10 protein-coding genes are annotated in these 16452 nt (G+C 58.1%); 5 read left to right on the top strand and 5 right to left on the bottom strand.

Annotation, left to right across the window (positions count from 1 at the left end; all coding sequences use genetic code 11):
• Window position 1: 1 nt before the first annotated feature.
• Window positions 2-7012, bottom strand: coding sequence for a HAMP domain-containing protein (locus tag PSV43_RS08995; protein ID WP_300195878.1), 7011 nt, complete (start codon window positions 7010-7012; stop codon window positions 2-4).
• Between the two features lie 375 nt (window positions 7013-7387).
• On the opposite strand from PSV43_RS08995, the gene PSV43_RS08990 reads away from it, so the two are divergent.
• From PSV43_RS08990 to PSV43_RS08980, 3 genes are read left to right on the top strand one after another with little or no spacing between them, the layout of a single operon-like run.
• Complete coding sequence (locus tag PSV43_RS08990) at window positions 7388-7783, top strand: hypothetical protein (RefSeq protein WP_300195875.1); 396 nt, start codon at window positions 7388-7390, stop codon at window positions 7781-7783.
• A complete protein-coding gene (locus tag PSV43_RS08985) occupies window positions 7783-8040 on the top strand; it encodes a DUF5985 family protein (RefSeq protein WP_300195872.1) in 258 nt (85 codons plus the stop codon). Before PSV43_RS08990 ends, PSV43_RS08985 begins: the two co-directional genes overlap by 1 nt.
• Before the next feature lie 3 nt (window positions 8041-8043).
• The gene (locus PSV43_RS08980; protein WP_300195869.1) at window positions 8044-8304 is read left to right on the top strand and encodes a DUF5985 family protein; all 261 of its coding nucleotides are present in this window, start codon (window positions 8044-8046) and stop codon (window positions 8302-8304) included.
• Window positions 8305-8331: 27 nt separating this feature from the next.
• On the opposite strand, the gene PSV43_RS08975 is transcribed toward PSV43_RS08980, so the two are convergent.
• Window positions 8332-9441, bottom strand: coding sequence for a HAMP domain-containing sensor histidine kinase (locus tag PSV43_RS08975; protein ID WP_300195866.1), 1110 nt, complete (start codon window positions 9439-9441; stop codon window positions 8332-8334).
• A 568-nt stretch (window positions 9442-10009) separates the two neighbouring features.
• On the opposite strand from PSV43_RS08975, the gene PSV43_RS08970 reads away from it, so the two are divergent.
• On the top strand, window positions 10010-14077 hold the full coding sequence (locus PSV43_RS08970) for a chemotaxis protein CheB (RefSeq protein WP_300195863.1): 4068 nt from the start codon (window positions 10010-10012) through the stop codon (window positions 14075-14077).
• Between the two features lie 42 nt (window positions 14078-14119).
• Here PSV43_RS08970 and PSV43_RS08965 read toward each other — a convergent pair whose 3' ends face one another.
• The 3 genes from PSV43_RS08965 to PSV43_RS08955 all read right to left on the bottom strand — a co-directional run bounded on the left by PSV43_RS08965 (window position 14120) and on the right by PSV43_RS08955 (window position 15424).
• Window positions 14120-14242, bottom strand: a complete 123-nt coding sequence (locus tag PSV43_RS08965) for a hypothetical protein (protein WP_300195860.1) — start codon at window positions 14240-14242, stop codon at window positions 14120-14122.
• A 57-nt stretch (window positions 14243-14299) separates the two neighbouring features.
• Window positions 14300-14509, bottom strand: coding sequence for a CsbD family protein (locus PSV43_RS08960; RefSeq protein WP_345784658.1), 210 nt, complete (start codon window positions 14507-14509; stop codon window positions 14300-14302).
• Between the two features lie 777 nt (window positions 14510-15286).
• Window positions 15287-15424 carry a hypothetical protein gene (locus PSV43_RS08955; protein ID WP_300195854.1) on the bottom strand — a complete coding sequence of 46 codons (138 nt, stop codon included), beginning with the start codon at window positions 15422-15424 and terminating at the stop codon, window positions 15287-15289.
• A 339-nt stretch (window positions 15425-15763) separates the two neighbouring features.
• Between PSV43_RS08955 and PSV43_RS08950 the strand changes: the two genes are divergently transcribed.
• The gene (locus tag PSV43_RS08950) at window positions 15764-16420 is read left to right on the top strand and encodes a sigma-70 family RNA polymerase sigma factor (RefSeq protein ID WP_300195851.1); all 657 of its coding nucleotides are present in this window, start codon (window positions 15764-15766) and stop codon (window positions 16418-16420) included.
• Window positions 16421-16452 lie beyond the last annotated feature (32 nt).

The following is a 16452-nucleotide window of genomic DNA, read 5'->3' as shown; positions in this document are numbered from 1 at the left end:
TTCAGCGATGCAGCCAGACTCGGAGTAACGAGAGAAGCTGGTCTGTATTAACGGGTTTGGCAATGTAATCGCTCGCACCTGCTTCCAAACATTTTTCACGATCGCCTTTCATTGCCTTGGCCGTCAGCGCGAGGATGGGGAGATTTCGGAACTCCGGCTGTTTGCGAATCTCCCGCATCGTTTCGTAGCCGTCCATCTCCGGCATCATGATATCCATCAGCACCATGGCGAGATCATCTGTGGCCTGGATCAGCTCGATGGCCTGGCGCCCGTTGGTGGCGCTGAGGATTTCCATCTCCTGATTTTCCAGGACGGTTGAGAGCGCGAAAATGTTGCGGGCATCATCATCCACAATCAGGACTCTGCGTCCGCGCAGCACCTCATTGGTGCTGTGGAGTCGTTCCAGCATCTGCCGCTTGCTCTGCGGCATGTCGGCCACCACCCGGTGCAGAAACAGCGCCGTTTCATCCAGCAGGCGCTCGGGGGACTGCACGTCCTTGAGAACGATGCTCTTCGCTATGGCGCGCAGCCGGGTCTCTTCCGCACCAGAAAGATCTTTGCCGGTAAAAACCACGACAGGAATATCTCTGAGGCTGGGTTCATCATGAATGCGGTCCAGCAGATCAAAGCCGGTCATGTCTGGCAGTCGCAGATCCAGCACACAGCAGTCAAAGTGGCGGTCGAGCAATGTGGTGTAAGCCTCCTCGCCGGTGGCCACGGTTTTGATCTCAATGTCGTTGTGGCCGAGAAGTTCGACGATGCTCATCCGCTCGGTGTCGTTGTCCTCGACCACAAGCAGGCGCTTGGTGCGGGGGGCGACGAAGGTTTTGATCTTGTCGAAGGCGTTTTCCAAATCTTCGGTCGTGGCCGGTTTCACCAAGTAGGAGAATGCACCGCGGGAGAGGCCGTGGCTGCGCTCCTCTTCGAGAGTGATGATCTGCACCGGGATGTGGCGTGTTTCCGGTGAGAGCTTGAGGTTGTTCAACACGGTCCAGCCGAGCATGTCGGGGAGGAAAATATCGAGCGTGATCGCCGTGGGCTTGTACTGCCGCGCGAGCGAAAGCGCCTCATGACCACGCGTGGCAACGAGGCCTTTGAAGCCCTTGTCGCGAGCCAGGCCGAGGAGCACTCGTGCGTAATGGGGATCGTCTTCGACGATGAGGGCCGCAAGATCGCCGTCTTTCATGCTGGCGCGGTCGTCCTCAATGGGTTCGTCGCGTGCGACGGCCACGGGCAGTGCGATGGAGGGACGCGCGCTGCCTCTCCCTTCGCTGAGGGGATTCACGGCTGAGTTTGCCGGGCCAAGATAGACGAGCGGGAGGTAGAGTGTGAAGGTGCTGCCCTCGTTCGGCGTGCTGGCGAGCCGGATTTCTCCGCCGAGCAGCGATGCGAGTTCGCGTGAGATGGCGAGACCGAGACCGGTGCCGCCATATTTGCGCGAAGTGCCTGCATCCGCCTGCTGGAAAGCTTCGAAGATGAGCCGCTGCTTTTCCGGCGCGATGCCGATGCCCGTGTCGGTGATCGCCAGCGCGATGACTGCCCCGGCCCGGTTCAGGCTGGGGTGGTCGGGACTCCAGCCGCTTTGGACCGGCTTCACATCCATGCGGACCTGGCCGGCGGCCGTGAACTTGAATGCGTTTGAAAGGAGGTTCTTGATGATCTGCTGCAGACGCTTGGAGTCGCTGGTGAAAGCGAAGGGCAGATCGGAATCGAACGCCATGATGAAGGGCAGATTTTTACTTTCTGCGATGTGGCGGAAGCTGCGGTCCACCGAGTCCTTCAGTGAGATGAAGCTGATCTCCTCGGCATCCACCGTGACGGTGCCGGATTCAATCTTCGAAAGATCGAGAATATCATTGATGAGATTGAGCAGGTCAGAGCCCGCGGAGTGAATATTGCGGGCGAACTCGACCTGTTTCGGATTCAGATTGCCGACGGTGTTCTCTCCGAGCTGCTGACCGAGAATCAGGATGGAATTGAGGGGTGTGCGCAGTTCGTGCGACATGTTGGCGAGGAATTCGGATTTGTATTTCGAGGTCAGGGCGAGCTCCGCCGCTTTTTCTTCCAATGCGCGCCGGGCCTGCTCGATCTCCTTGTTCTTGCGTTCCACCTCGGCGTTTTGATCGGCAAGTTCCTGCGCCTTCTGCTCGAGTTCTTCGTTGGTCTGCTGGAGTTCCTTCTGACCTGACTGCAGTTCGGCGGTGAGCTGCTGGCTTTGCTGCAGCAGGCCTTCCGTGCGCATGGTAGCCTCAATGGTGTTAAGCACCACCCCGATGGACTGCGTGAGCTGTTCGAGGAAGTTGAGATGTCCGTCGGTAAAGGGATGAAGCGCCGCCAGCTCGATGACCGCCTTGGTCTGGCCTTCATACAAAACCGGTAGGACCACGACATTCGCGGGGCGTGTGCTGCCCAGGGAGGAATGAATCTGGGTGTAATCGGCCGGCACTTCGGTCAGGAGCACTCGTTGTTTTTCGCGTGCGCATTGTCCGACCAGACCGTTGCCCAGAAGGATCTGCTCCGGCAGATCGGCCTCATTGGCGTAGCTGGCGAGACGCTGCAGCAATGGGGCTTCGTCGTCGCCCGCAGTCATCTGATAGACGGATCCCTGCTGCGAATCAACCAGCGGCGCGAGTTCGGAGAGCAGCATGTGGCCGACGGTGTAAAGATCGCGCTGTCCTTGCAGCATGCGGGTGAATTTCGCCAGGTTCGTCTTCAGCCAGTCCTGCTCTTTGTTGCGCTCCGTGGTGACGCGCAGGTTGTCGATCATCGTGTTGATGTTGTCCTTGAGCTCGGCGACCTCACCACGCGTCTCCACCTGAATAGAGCGCGTCAAGTCACCCTTCGTCACTGCGGTGGCCACCTCAGCGATGGCGCGCACCTGCGTGGTGAGGTTGGCCGCGAGGAGATTCACGTTGCCAGTAAGATCCTTCCATGTGCCCGCAGCACCGGGCACGTTGGCCTGACCCCCGAGACGGCCTTCCACCCCGACTTCACGCGCGACGTTGGTCACCTGATCCGCAAAGGTCGCCAGCGTGTCGGTCATGTTGTTGATGGTTTCCGCAAGTGCCGCCACTTCGCCCTTGGCCTGCACGGAGAGGCGCTGGCGGAGATTGCCGTTCGCTACGGCTGTCACCACCTTCACAATGCCGCGCACCTGGTCGGTGAGATTGGCCGCCATCACGTTCACGGAGTCGGTGAGATCCTTCCACGTGCCTGCCACACCCGGCACTTGGGCCTGGCCGCCGAGCTTGCCTTCCGTACCCACTTCGCGAGCTACACGGGTCACTTCGGAGGAGAAGGCATTCAACTGATCGACCATGGTGTTGATCGTGTTCTTTAGCTCCAGAATTTCTCCCTTCACGTCCACCGTGATTTTACGGGACAAGTCACCACGTGCCACGGCTGTGGTCACTTCAGCGATGTTGCGCACCTGGTCGGTCAGGTTCGTGCCCATGGCGTTTACGGAGTCGGTCAAATCCTTCCACGTTCCGGCCACACCAGGCACCACGGCCTGCACGCCGAGGCGGCCTTCGGTGCCGACTTCACGCGCCACGCGCGTCACTTCGGAGGCGAACGAACGAAGCTGCTCCACCATGGTGTTGATCGTTTCCTTGAGCTGCAAAATCTCACCGCGCACGTCCACTGTGATCTTGCGTGATAAGTCTCCATTCGCCACGGCGATGGTCACTTCCGCGATGTTGCGCACCTGGCCTGTAAGGTTGGAGGCCATGGAGTTGACGTTGTCGGTCAAATCTTTCCATGTGCCGGCCACACCGGACACCTGGGCCTGACCACCGAGTTTGCCTTCCGTGCCCACTTCGCGCGCCACGCGGCTCACTTCGGAGGCGAAGCCATTGAGCTGATCCACCATCGTGTTGACGGTGTTTTTCAGTTCGAGAATTTCACCTTTCACGTCCACCGTGATCTTACGGGACAAGTCGCCCTTGGCGATGGCGGTGGCCACGTCGGCGATGTTGCGCACCTGGCCGGTGAGATTGGAGGCCATGGAGTTCACATTGTCCGTCAGGCCCTTCCAGGTGCCCGCGACACCCGGCACCTGGGCCTGACCGCCGAGCTTGCCTTCCGTGCCCACTTCGCGGGCCACGCGTGTCACTTCGGAAGCGAACGAACGGAGCTGCTCCACCATGGTGTTGATCGTTTCCTTCAACTCCAAAATTTCGCCGCGCACGTCCACGGTGATCTGTTTCGACAAGTCGCCATTTGCCACAGCGATCGTCACTTCCGCGATGTTACGCACTTGGGAGGTGAGGTTGGACGCCATCGAGTTCACGTTGTCGGTGAGGTCTTTCCAAGTTCCCGCCACACCCGATACCTGCGCCTGACCGCCGAGCTTGCCTTCCGTGCCCACTTCACGTGCCACACGGCTCACTTCGGACGCGAAGGCGTTGAGCTGATCGACCAGCGTGTTGATAGTGTTTTTCAGCTCCAAAATTTCGCCCTGCACATCGACGGTGATCTTGCGTGACAAGTCGCCGCGTGCCACCGCCGTCGTCACTTCGGCGATGTTGCGCACCTGCGCGGTGAGGCTGTTCGCCATGGAGTTCACATTGTCCGTCAGGTCTTTCCAGGTGCCACCCACGTCTGGAACCTGCGCCTGGCCGCCGAGTTTGCCTTCCGTGCCCACTTCACGCGCCACGCGAGTCACCTCAGAGGCGAAGGCGTTAAGTTGGTCCACCATGGTGTTCATGGTTTCCTTGAGCTGCAAAATTTCGCCCTTCACATCCACCGTGATCTTGCGGGACAAGTCGCCCTTCGCGATGGCCGTGGCCACGTCGGCGATGTTGCGCACCTGCCCGGTGAGGTTGGACGCCATGGAGTTGACGTTGTCGGTCAGATCCTTCCATGTGCCCGCCACACCACGCACTTGAGCCTGACCGCCGAGCTTGCCTTCGGTGCCCACTTCGCGCGCCACGCGGCTCACTTCCGAAGCGAAGCCGTTGAGCTGGTCGACCATGGTGTTGAGCGTGTTCTTCAGTTCGAGAATTTCGCCCTTCACGTCCACGGTGATTTTTTTGGAAAGGTCGCCATTGGCCACGGCTGTGGCCACTTCGGCAATGTTGCGCACCTGGCCCGTAAGGTTGGACGCCATGGAGTTCACGTTGTTGGTCAAATCCTTCCATGTGCCTGCGACACCACCCACTTCGGCCTGACCGCCGAGCTTGCCTTCGGTGCCCACTTCGCGCGCCACGCGGCTCACTTCAGAGGCAAAGGCGTTCAAGCGGTCCACCATGGTGTTGAGCGTGTCCTTCAGCTCCAGGATTTCACCCTTCACGTCCACCGTGATCTTGCGCGACAAGTCACCGCTGGCGATGGCCGTGGCCACATCCGCGATGTTGCGCACCTGATCGGTCAGGTTGTTGGCCATGAAGTTCACGTTGTCGGTCAGATCCTTCCACGTTCCCGCCACGCCCTGCACTTCGGCCTGACCGCCGAGCTTGCCTTCGGTGCCCACTTCGCGCGCCACACGGCTCACTTCGGAGGCGAAGGCATTGAGCTGATCCACCATCGTGTTCATGGTGTTTTTAAGCTCCAAGATTTCGCCCTTCACTTCGACGGTGATCTTTGACGAAAGGTCACCTTTCGCAATGGCCGTGGCCACGTCGGCGATGTTGCGCACCTGGCCGGTGAGATTCGAGGCCATGGAGTTCACATTGTCGGTCAAATCCTTCCAGGTGCCACCGACGCCAGGGACGGTGGCCTGACCGCCTAGCTTGCCTTCGGTGCCGACCTCACGCGCCACGCGTGTCACTTCGGAGGCGAAGCTGTTCAACTGATCCACCATCGTGTTGATCGTATTCTTCAACTCCAGGATTTCCCCCTTCACGTCCACCGTGATCTTGCGCGACAAGTCACCACGGGCGACGGCTGTCGTCACATCGGCGATGTTGCGCACCTGCCCGGTGAGGTTTGAGGCCATCGAGTTGACGGAGTCGGTGAGATCTTTCCAGGTGCCCGCGACGCCGGAGACTTCCGCCTGACCGCCGAGCTTGCCTTCCGTACCGACTTCGCGTGCCACACGCGTTACTTCTGAGGAGAAAGCATTGAGCTGATCGACCATGGTGTTGATCGTTTCTTTCAGTTCCAGAATTTCGCCCTTCACATCCACCGTGATTTTGCGGGAAAGGTCACCGCGTGCCACCGCCGTCGTCACCGCCGCGATGTTGCGCACCTGCGCAGTGAGATTGGAAGCCATCGCATTCACGGAGTCGGTAAGATCCTTCCACGTGCCCGCCACCCCCGGCACCACCGCCTGTCCCCCCAGCCGGCCTTCGGTGCCGACTTCGCGCGCCACACGCGTCACTTCTGAAGCGAACGAGCGGAGCTGATCGACCATCGTGTTGATGGCCTCCTTGAGCTGCAAAATTTCGCCACGCACGTCCACCGTGATCTTTTTAGACAAGTCACCTGCGGCGACAGCAATGGTCACATCCACGATATTGCGCACCTGTGCGGTGAGGTTGCCCGCCATCTGGTTCACGCTCTCAGTGAGATCCTTCCACACGCCGGACGCACCCTTGACCTGCGCCTGTCCTCCCAGCTTGCCCTCGGTGCCCACTTCGCGTGCGACGCGCGTCACTTCCGAGGTGAAAACAGATAGCTGGTCGATCATGCGATTCACCAGCTTGGCCGAATGCAGGAACTCGCCCTCCAGCGGACGGCCATCGACCTCGATCGCCATGGACTGTCCGAGATCTCCCTTGGCCACGGCTCCAATGGTTCGCGTGACCTCCGTCGTCGGGCGCACGAGGTCGTCCATCAGGGTATTGAGTGCCTGCACTTCATCCGCCCAGCCGCCAACCATGCCGGTGCTGACGATGCGCTGCCGCAGGCGCCCTTCTTTCCCGACAACACGGGCCACGCGTGCCGCCTCCCGCGCGCGAAATTCGCTCATGCCGAGCACATCGTTAAAAGCATCGGCAATCTTGCCCCGCACGCCGGTCCAGCCCTCGGGCAGTCGTGTCGTGAAGTCACCTTTACGAAAGGCCAGCATGGCGGCCAGAAGCTCGAGCTCCCAAGCCTCACCGGTGCTAGTTGGAACTTTTTTGGCAGCCTGGCGTTTCCGTGGCGCAGGGAGGGGGGAATCGACAGGGGAGAGAGATTGAGCGGTTCTCATAGTGCAAAACGATCTTTGGTCTATCGCGACTCATCTACCATCAGGATGTGTACTGATTGAGATATCGGAAACTATTATTTTGCAACGTCCTGATGCTTGGTGTGCGATTTTCGATTGACTAGAATTTCGTACGGTCTTGATTTGATACATCCGCAGTGATCTCCGGCTGCGAATTCTTATGTCCTAGCCTGCTCTTTCAAATGCCGTGGGTCGAGGGCGATTTATCATTCTAAGTATCATCTATCCACTTTCGTGCACGAAACGGACATCCCTCCATCCATTCGCTCTTTCATCTCCCGATATGTCCGTTCGGTTGAGCAGTTGGAAATCATGCTTTTGTTCAGTGGAAATCCAGATGACGCATGGTCGGTGCAGAAAGTTTATGATGCGATCCTGAGCACCCCCAAGTCCGTGCAAAAATGGCTCGATGAGCTTGTCCGTGACGGGCTGCTTGAGAAGCTTTCCGATCCGGACGCCAGTTACCGCTGCTGCACCAAAGAGAGCCTGGTAGCACAGATGGCTGCTCTTGGAGACATCTACCGCACCAGGCCGGTTCGCGTCATTGAAGCCATATACAAGCGCGATGCCAACGCGGCACAGAGTTTCGCTGACGCATTCAAAATTAAACCAACCGATCAAAACTCATAATGGGTCCAATCATCTACCTCCTTTGCGCACTCACCTGCCTGGGTTCAGCGCTGCTGTTGTGGCGTGGCTATCGCCGCACCTGCCAGCGGCTGTTGTACTGGAGCGCTCTTTGTTTTGCCATCATGGCGGTCTCCAACGGCCTACTCATTCTGGACATGGTCCTTCTGCCAAATATAAACTTCCTGCCATACCGCAGCGTCGTCACTCAAATCGCCCTTCTGGTGCTTTTATACGGTCTAATATTTGAATCCGACTAAGTCATGATGTTCAACCAATACCTCGACGGTGCTGCCACCATCAGCCAGCTCGTCATTGCACTGTTCTTTGTCCGTTTCTGGAAAGGGACAGGTGACCGGCTGTTTCTCTTTTTCGCCGGTGCCTTTTTCTTTCTCATGCTCGAACGGATCGTTCGCGCGGTCATGGAGGCTCAAACCGAGTGGGCCCCCTACGTATATACAATCCGTCTCGCCGCGTTCGTCTTGATCATTGTCGCTGTGGTGGACAAAAACCGGCGTTCCTGACTGCTGGCAGGAACGGCGTCGCCGCTATCAGGCGGCAGCGGTTTTGGTGTCTAGAATAGGCATGGTGATGACGAACTCCGCTCCACCAGCAGGGGAGTCAACGAGGATGACCGTTCCGCCCATCGCATCCACCAAACGTTTCACGATGGACAAGCCGAGGCCGGTGGACGGCTCATCACCCGTGGGTTGGGCGCTGAGGCGTCCATAACGGCGAAACATCTTTGTGCGATCTTCTTCGGTGAAGCCGGGGCCGGTGTCGCGCACGAAGCACTTGGCCATGCCAGCCATCGGGCGTTGCACCGTGACCTCCACGACGCCGCCTTCAGAAGAAAATTTGATGGCATTTGACACCAAATTTTCCAGAGCTTGGGTCAGCCCTTCGGGGTCTGCATTGACATACACAGCCTCTTCCGGAATGTGCGCGGTCAAATCGATTTTCTTTGCACCTGCGGCGGGCTGATGGCTGGAGGTGATTTTTGCCACCACGGAGCACAGGTTCACGGAGATGCTTTTCAACTGAAGTTGCTCCGCGCATTGATTCGCAAGGAACTCCTGCATGAATGACAGCATGCGTTCGCTGGCGTTCATGATGTTGTCCACCAATGGGGCGCAGCGTGCAGGCAGATCCGCGATCCGAGACTGGAGCAGGCTGGCGCTGAGCTTCATTCCGGCGAGGCTGTTCTTAAGGTCATGAGCGAGGATGCCAATGATCTCATCCTTGTCCTCAACGAGCGCGCGCAACTGGTCCTTGGCCCGCTTGAGGGCGAGCTGCGTGCGTACACGTGAGACCAGTTCCGCCCTGTTGAAGGGCTTGGTGACGTAGTCAACGCCGCCGGCTTCGAGCGCCTGAACGATGACGTTTTTATCGTCGTCTGCAGAAAGAAAAATGACGGGTATGTCAGCCCAGCAGGCATTGGACTTGATTTGACGGCAGGTGACAAGTCCGTCTTGGTCCGGCATCATGACATCCAGCAAGATGAGGTCTGGCGTGCACTCGGAAAGCTGTTGCAAGGCCTGCTCCGCATTGCTGGCGAGGACGATGTCGTAGGACATCAATGTCAGCACGTTGCCAATCACCCGGAGATTTTCCTCCTGATCGTCAATAATGAGAATTATTTCTTTATCCAGTGGAGTCATGAAGCGGCGTCTTTGTCGTTGTTCCGAAGTGGCTGACTGTCCCAACTAATTTTACATATTCAACAGATGACATCACTTTGTTTGCACATTCGATCAAACGCCCGTGAGGGCGCTTCTGTAACGAGGATGTCGAAGTGGGAGTCGCCATTAAAGTGTGTCGGCCTTAATTATCCGTCTCTGTCCTGCACTGCGGCTGTACCTATTATCAATAAGGTGGCTGCGAGTCCCCCTTAAAAATGCCGGTTCGGCACTGCAATTCACTTCGCGCCTCTCTGCGAAATGATCTATTTTTCATAACCAATTGAAGCCTCATGCTGCCGTGGTGCGTGGCGGCAGATGGATATTGGAAGTGAACGTCTGCTCCACGTCGAGAGTACTCATAAAATGGTTTTGCATGCAACCGTGCGCGCTAGGAGCTGCGATAGATCGGGGATTAACGAGTGGATCTCTTTACGAAGAGAGAAGCAGCGCCCGATAATCAGGCGTGAAGTTCACCCACAGCATGCCATTTGCGCTTACCAATAAATAGAAGATTGCCACTCTGCGGGGCAAGTTTCACACTCCCGCCATGCCCGCAGAGAACCCAACCCAAAAAGAAATGCCAAATCCCGCTGTGCGGACCCCGGCTTTTCCCATTGTTGCGGTAGGCGCGTCAGCCGGCGGACTGGAGGCACTGCGGCAGCTTTTGCAGGCGCTTCCGGCCGATACCGGGATGGGATTCGTCATCGTGCAGCATCTGTCACCCGATCATGGCAGCAATCTGGCGGAAATTCTGGGGCGGGCCACGCAAATGCCTGTCTGTCAGGTGAGCGATGAACCGGAGGTCGAAGCCAACCATGTCTATGTGATCCCGCCGGGTCGGGACATGCTCATTGCGAAAGGGCGGTTGCAGTTGCTGCAGCAGGGGAACCGCGCTCCGCACCACGGCATTGATCAATTTTTCCATTCGTTGGCGGAGGATGACGGTCGGCTGATCATCGGTGTGGTGCTGTCTGGCAGTGCGAATGATGGCACGCTGGGCATCGAGGAAATCAAGGCGATGGGCGGGATCGTGTTTGCCCAGGATGACAGCGCGCAGCATGCCAGCATGCCGCGCAGTGCGGTGGCCACAGGATGTGTGGATTTCGTACTGCCGCCGGCGGAGATTGCGCACGAGATTGCGCGCATCGCCCGGCTGCCGCAGTTGGCGGTGGAGGCTCCCACGCAAGGGCCGGAGCACGCCCGCATCGCGCAGATTGTCCGGCGCGCGATGGGTGTGGACTTTACCCACTACAAGGCACAGACGCTGCACCGGCGCATCACGCGGCGGATGATGCTTCAAAAGATCGACACCCTGCGGGAATACGAGGCGTATCTTCGCAGCACGCCGGGGGAGACCGAAGCGCTCTACCAAGATGTTTTGATCAATGTAACGAGTTTTTTTCGCAATCCCGACGCGTTCGAGGCGCTGGCGGCCACCGTCTTTCCACAGCTGCTGGCCACGCATCAGCGTCATGAGCCTTTGCGCATCTGGACTCTCGGCTGTTCCACCGGGGAGGAGGCCTATTCGCTCGCGATGGTCTTCACCGAATGCGCCGAGGCGGCGGGCAGTCCCGTGCAGCTGCAATTATTTGCCACGGATCTCAACGGGGTGTGCATCGAAAAGGCGCGCAAGGGCTTGTACCCGGCAAGCATTGAGCGGGATGTTTCTCCCGAGCGGCTGCGGCGATTCTTCACCCGGGAGGAGGGCGGCTGGCGCATTTGCAAATCGATCCGTGAGCACTGCATTTTTTCGCGGCACAACGCGCTGGCCGACCCACCTTTTTCGCGGGTGGATTTAATCTCATGCCGAAACCTGCTCATCTATTTTGAACCCCAGCTACAGCGGCAGCTCTTTCCCGTGCTGCATTACGCGATGAAGCCCGGTGGTTGTCTCTGGCTCGGCAGCTCCGAGACCGTGGGCACTCACCGCAAGCTCTTTGATGTCGAAGATGTGAAGCACAAGATTTTTAAGCGGCGTCCGGGCTCGACCGCTCTGCGCAGACATCAACCGGTGGAGCACGTGGAAGAGCACCGGCTCAGCCCGCTCCCTGTGCAGAGAGCACGTGATGTGCCCCATGCGGAACTGTACCGCGATGCCGAGCGCCTGCTGCTGGCCAGATACTCCCCGCCCGGAGTGGTCGTCTCAGCCGGGATGGAGATCCTGCAGTTTCGCGGGGAAACCGGTGCCTACCTGGCACCCGCGGCTGGCACGCCGAGCCTGCACCTGCTGAAGATGCTGCGTGAGGGCTTGCTCATCGGCGTGCGCGCCGCCATCACGCGTGCTGGGGTGGAAGGGCGTGCTGTGCGGGAGGAAGGACTGCGGGTAAAAAACGAGAGCGGCGTTCGTCAGATTGCTGTGGAGGTTATCCCGCTCAAGAACTCCCTGACACGTGAAGGCGGGTTTGTAGTGCTCTTTGATGAAGGGGAGCATGCAGCAGCCAGCGCCCCTCCGACCAGGCCGCTGCCGACGACTGGCAGTGCCGAAGAGGAAATGCTGCGTCTGACTCAAGAGCTGGCAGCCACACGCGAGTACTTGGAATCAGTCATTGAGCAGCAGGCTGCGGTCAATGAAGAGCTGCAGTCCGCCAATGAAGAGACACAGTCCGCCAACGAGGAACTGCAAAGCGTGAATGAAGAACTGGAGACCTCCAAGGAGGAGATCCAGTCCAGCAACGAGGAGCTGGCCACGGTCAATGACGAACTCAACCACAGGAACCTCGAACTTCAGGAAGCCCGGGACTACGCCGAGGACATCGTCGCCTGCGTGCGTGTTCCGCTGCTTGTACTGACCAAAGAGCTGCGCATCAGGACTGCCAGCCGCGCCTTTTATGAATGCTTTAAAGCCACGCCCTCCACCACTCTGGGCCGCCTCATCTATGACATAAATGACCACCAGTGGGACATCCCGGAACTGCGCAGGCTGCTCGAGAAGGTGCTGCCGCTGGAATCCGTCATCGACCACTTCGAAGTGCGTCATACGTTTGAGGTCCTCGGTTCCAGAGTCATGCAGATGCGGGCCTGCCGGCTTCCGAATACTCGCAATGAGCCGCTGATCGTGGTCTCAGTCGAAGACATCACTGAACGCGTCGAGGCGGAAGATGCCGCCAACAGGCTGGCCGCCATTGTTTCATCTTCGGATGATGCGATCATGAGCAAAGACCTCAACGGCATCATCACGACTTGGAATGCGGGAGCGGAGAGGCTGTTTGGCTACGCGGCCGCTGAAGTGATCGGCCAGCCGGTGACTCTTTTCATTCCTGCCGAACGTCAAGCAGAAGAGGCGCATATTCTCGGTCATATCCGCAGTGGGGAGCCTGTCGAACATTTTGAAACGCTGCGCCTCCGCAAAGATGGGCGGCTGATCGATGTTTCGCTGACAATTTCACCCATCCGGGACAGCACGGGCCGCGTTGTCGGCGCATCGAAGATCGCGCGTGACATCACCGGGCGCCGTCTGCTGGAAAATGCCCTGGTGGCACGCGCCGAGGAGCTGGCGCGGGCAGACCGGACCAAAGACGAATTTCTCGCCATGCTCGCCCACGAACTGCGCAACCCGCTGGCCCCAATGCGCAATGCTGCGGAGATCATGCATGCTGAGAATGCCAGCACCGCAGAGCGCCAGCACGCGCAGTGCATCATTGTCCGTCAGATCGAGAACATGAGCCGCATGATCGAAGATCTGCTCGACATCTCTCGCATCACCCACGGCAAGATCGAGCTGCGCAAGAAGCCCGTGGCGCTGGAGGACATCCTTACGGCGGCGACCAGCGTCGTGCGTTCCAGTTGTTCCAGCCACCAGCAGGAACTGACGGTGGCTATGCCGCAGAACCCGATCTATCTGAACGCTGACGCCACGCGGCTGGAGCAGGTGTTTTGCAACCTTCTCAGCAATGCCTGCAAATACAGCGGTGACGGCTGCCACATCGTGCTTCGCGCAGAACGCAGTCTGGGAGTGGTGCCGCCGGAGGTCATCGTATCCGTGCGTGATGACGGCATCGGCATCGCGCCGGAGCTGCTGCCGCATGTCTTCGACTTGTTTGTGCAGGCTACGCGGGCGCTTGACCGTGCGCATGGAGGCCTGGGCATCGGCCTCACACTGGTGCAACGCATTGTAAAACTGCACGACGGCAGCGTTGAGGTGCGCAGTGCGGGGCTCGGCCAAGGCAGTGAATTCATCGTCCGTCTGCCTATTTTGCGTGAACCGCCACTACGTCCTGAGCTGCCTGCCGATACAGCCAGGGAAACGCCGCGCCGAATCCTGATCGTGGATGACAATACTGACTCCGCGCGCAGCCTTGCCATCCTGCAGCGGCGGCGCGGGCATGAGACATGCACGGCTTTCACCGGCCCGGAGGCTTTGTCCGCGGCTGCAGAGTTCAAACCTGAAGTCGTGCTGCTGGACATCGGTCTGCCAGGTATGAACGGCTTCGAGGTGGCACGGCAGCTGCGCATGATGTCAGCCTTGAAGGGCGTCTTCCTGATAGCCATGAGTGGTTACGGCAGCGCGGAAGATCGTGTGGCGGCCAGTAAAGCTGGGTTTGACGAGTATTTCGTCAAACCCATTGATCTCAGTGTGCTGTCTCAGAGTTTGAAAGTGCGGAGCTCAAGCGTATGAACCCCTGAATCTGCCAAAGCTCTGCTGCAAGACGAATTAATTTCAGCCGCGTAGAAAGTAGAAAATGATCAGCACGGGAAGGGGGATGCCCAGAAGCCAGAGCAGAGCGTAACCAATTTTGCCCTGTTCCAAATTCTGCCATTTGTTGATGAGTGTGTTTTTCATAATCGTGAAGGGTAAGTGTTTTTTGCTATTGAATTGAAGGTGCCCATAGGCGCAAAATTAGAGTTCGTTTAACATGCGATCCACCTCTTCTCGGGATTTGCCTAGTCTCTTCTGCAAGCGGCCATAAAGTTCGTCCTCCTTGCCTTTTTCGTACATCACGTCGTCATCGGTCAAATCACCAAACTTTTGCTTCAACTTGCCTTTCATCTCGTTCCAATTGCCCTTGATCTTGAGCTGGCCGGGGGAGTACGTGGCGGTCTCGTGAATTTTTTCCCGGGTTTCTTCGCTTACTTGGGTGGTTGATTGTTTCTCACATGCGGCGAGGGAGAGTGCGAGAATCGGGAGACTGAGCATGGTTTTGAGGTTCGTTTTCATGGTGTGTAGTGTTTAAGTGAAAGAGGCGTGATCACGGCTGGGTGTCGTGCCTGCACGGCCCCTGGAGCGCAGGTGTTGAATGCATGTATTCGGCCACTTATCGCATTCCATTTCACCGCCGGATGCACGGGAATCATGCGCAACAGCGTGTCGGGAGCTACAACAGGTTCGGTGTTCTACTTTTGAGGATGAACTTGCATGTTTGATACAATCACCCACGCCTTCAGTGACGATGTAAAGGTATGAAAACAACAAACACTAACCGCTGGAATAGCGGCAAGATCGGTTGGGTACTGCTGTGGCTCGTAGGTATTCCTGTTCCTATCCTCCTCATTCTGTTCCTCATGCGCGGCTGCACCTAGGGATAATGTGGCGCGGCAAGTCATTGTAATGCACGGGCTGCAGTGCATCGCGTGACGGCTTGCAGGGTGAAAGTATGCCGGATCGGTCTTAGTCTGCGTTTCAGATTCCACCTCATGCACGCTTTCAGCTTCATCGAGGAATTTAAGGAGGTGTTGTCCTGGTAACGACACACCATTTTGGCAAGCCGTAAATCATGAACGTGGATCTGATGTCGCCTGCTACTTTTACCCTGAGCGAAAAAGTGATCTGTGTGGAATGCACCCTCGCATGCCGGTTGAGCAAGGCCGTCAGACCATTGCTGCCGCCCTACTGCGCATACTCGTCATTGCCCACGCGGATCGGCGTCGTCTCCAGCAGTTGCACGACTGTCGTCATGACCTTCAGCCGACTCATGCCGTGGCGATGCAGATCAGCGGATACACACTGGCGGATGCGTGGTAGCATGGTTCCAAAGTCATCATGCGTTCGTATTTGCTCGCGTAGCTTAGTGCAAGCTAGCGCGGATGGTTGCAGTATTGCTTTCTCCGCCGTTCGTCACGCCCCGTTGCTTGAATGTGGCCGTTAACGAGGGGGGCAGATTCATACATCTGTCCATGCGGGTGGGATGGGCGCTGAGTTCGCAACCTCAGTGCGCTGGGGTTGTGTGAGGCCGGTCACAGCTCCCTCATCGAGGAGCATTCCAGCACCCTGAGGCGGTCTTGATAGGGTCAGGCATCACCTGACATCATGGACGGGGTCAGCTCGGGTTGTGGGAAGTCGGGAGCTTTTGTATTTCATTCCATCATGAAAACACACACCACCACATCCTCATCCATTTCCACCTCCTTCTCTGAGTCGTCGTCCCAGTTCGATGTCGACACCCAGCAGCCACCGGATGAAGCACTCATGGCCTCGATCCAGCAGCGCGATGCCACCGCATTGGAAACGCTGATGCAGCGCTACCGCCGGTTGCTCAAGAGCGCCATCATGCGCACGGTCAATGACGATGCAGCCGCAGAAGACGTCCTACAGGAGTGCTTTTATGAATTATGGCGCCAGGCCGATCATTACTCGCCGGCCAAGGGCCGTCCTCTGGCCTGGCTCATGACACTCGGCAAGCGCCGGGCCATTGATCATCTGCGCCGTTCCATGGCCTACGGCCGGGCCAAAGACCGCATGGAGGAGTCCATCCAGCAGGCAGACACCTTCACGCAGGACTCCGCCGCCGAGTGCGAACAGGCGGATATGGGCCGTGTGCTCGGTGAGCATCTCTCTCTGCTGCCCGATGCCCAGAAGGAGGTCATCGAGCTCGCGTTCCTGAAGGGTATGAGCCAGCGTGAAGTGGCGCAAGCCACACACTCACCGCTCGGCACGGTGAAAACTCGGATGGAGCTTGGCTTGAAGAAGCTTCGTCAGACCTTCCGCACCCGCAGCTCCATCCACACACTGCAGGCTGCTTGATTGAGTGACCTGACCAAGGGGCGTGCGTCTGC

Origin of the sequence: Prosthecobacter sp. (assembly GCF_029946185.1) — a bacterium.
Lineage (GTDB): Bacteria > Verrucomicrobiota > Verrucomicrobiia > Verrucomicrobiales > Verrucomicrobiaceae > Prosthecobacter.
Note: the sequence above shows the minus strand (reverse complement) of the source record. Positions and strands in the feature narration are given on the sequence as shown.

Coding starts and splice junctions, on each gene's coding strand:
- PSV43_RS08995 (WP_300195878.1), bottom strand. CDS start 7,012: ATGCTGGCCTTTCGTAAAGGTGACTTCACGACACGACTGCCCGAGGGC.
- PSV43_RS08965 (WP_300195860.1), bottom strand. CDS start 14,242: ATGAAAAACACACTCATCAACAAATGGCAGAATTTGGAACAGGGCAAA.
- PSV43_RS08980 (WP_300195869.1), top strand. CDS start 8,044: ATGATGTTCAACCAATACCTCGACGGTGCTGCCACCATCAGCCAGCTC.
- PSV43_RS08955 (WP_300195854.1), bottom strand. CDS start 15,424: ATGCTACCACGCATCCGCCAGTGTGTATCCGCTGATCTGCATCGCCAC.
- PSV43_RS08975 (WP_300195866.1), bottom strand. CDS start 9,441: ATGACTCCACTGGATAAAGAAATAATTCTCATTATTGACGATCAGGAG.
- PSV43_RS08985 (WP_300195872.1), top strand. CDS start 7,783: ATGGGTCCAATCATCTACCTCCTTTGCGCACTCACCTGCCTGGGTTCA.
- PSV43_RS08950 (WP_300195851.1), top strand. CDS start 15,764: ATGAAAACACACACCACCACATCCTCATCCATTTCCACCTCCTTCTCT.
- PSV43_RS08970 (WP_300195863.1), top strand. CDS start 10,010: ATGCCCGCAGAGAACCCAACCCAAAAAGAAATGCCAAATCCCGCTGTG.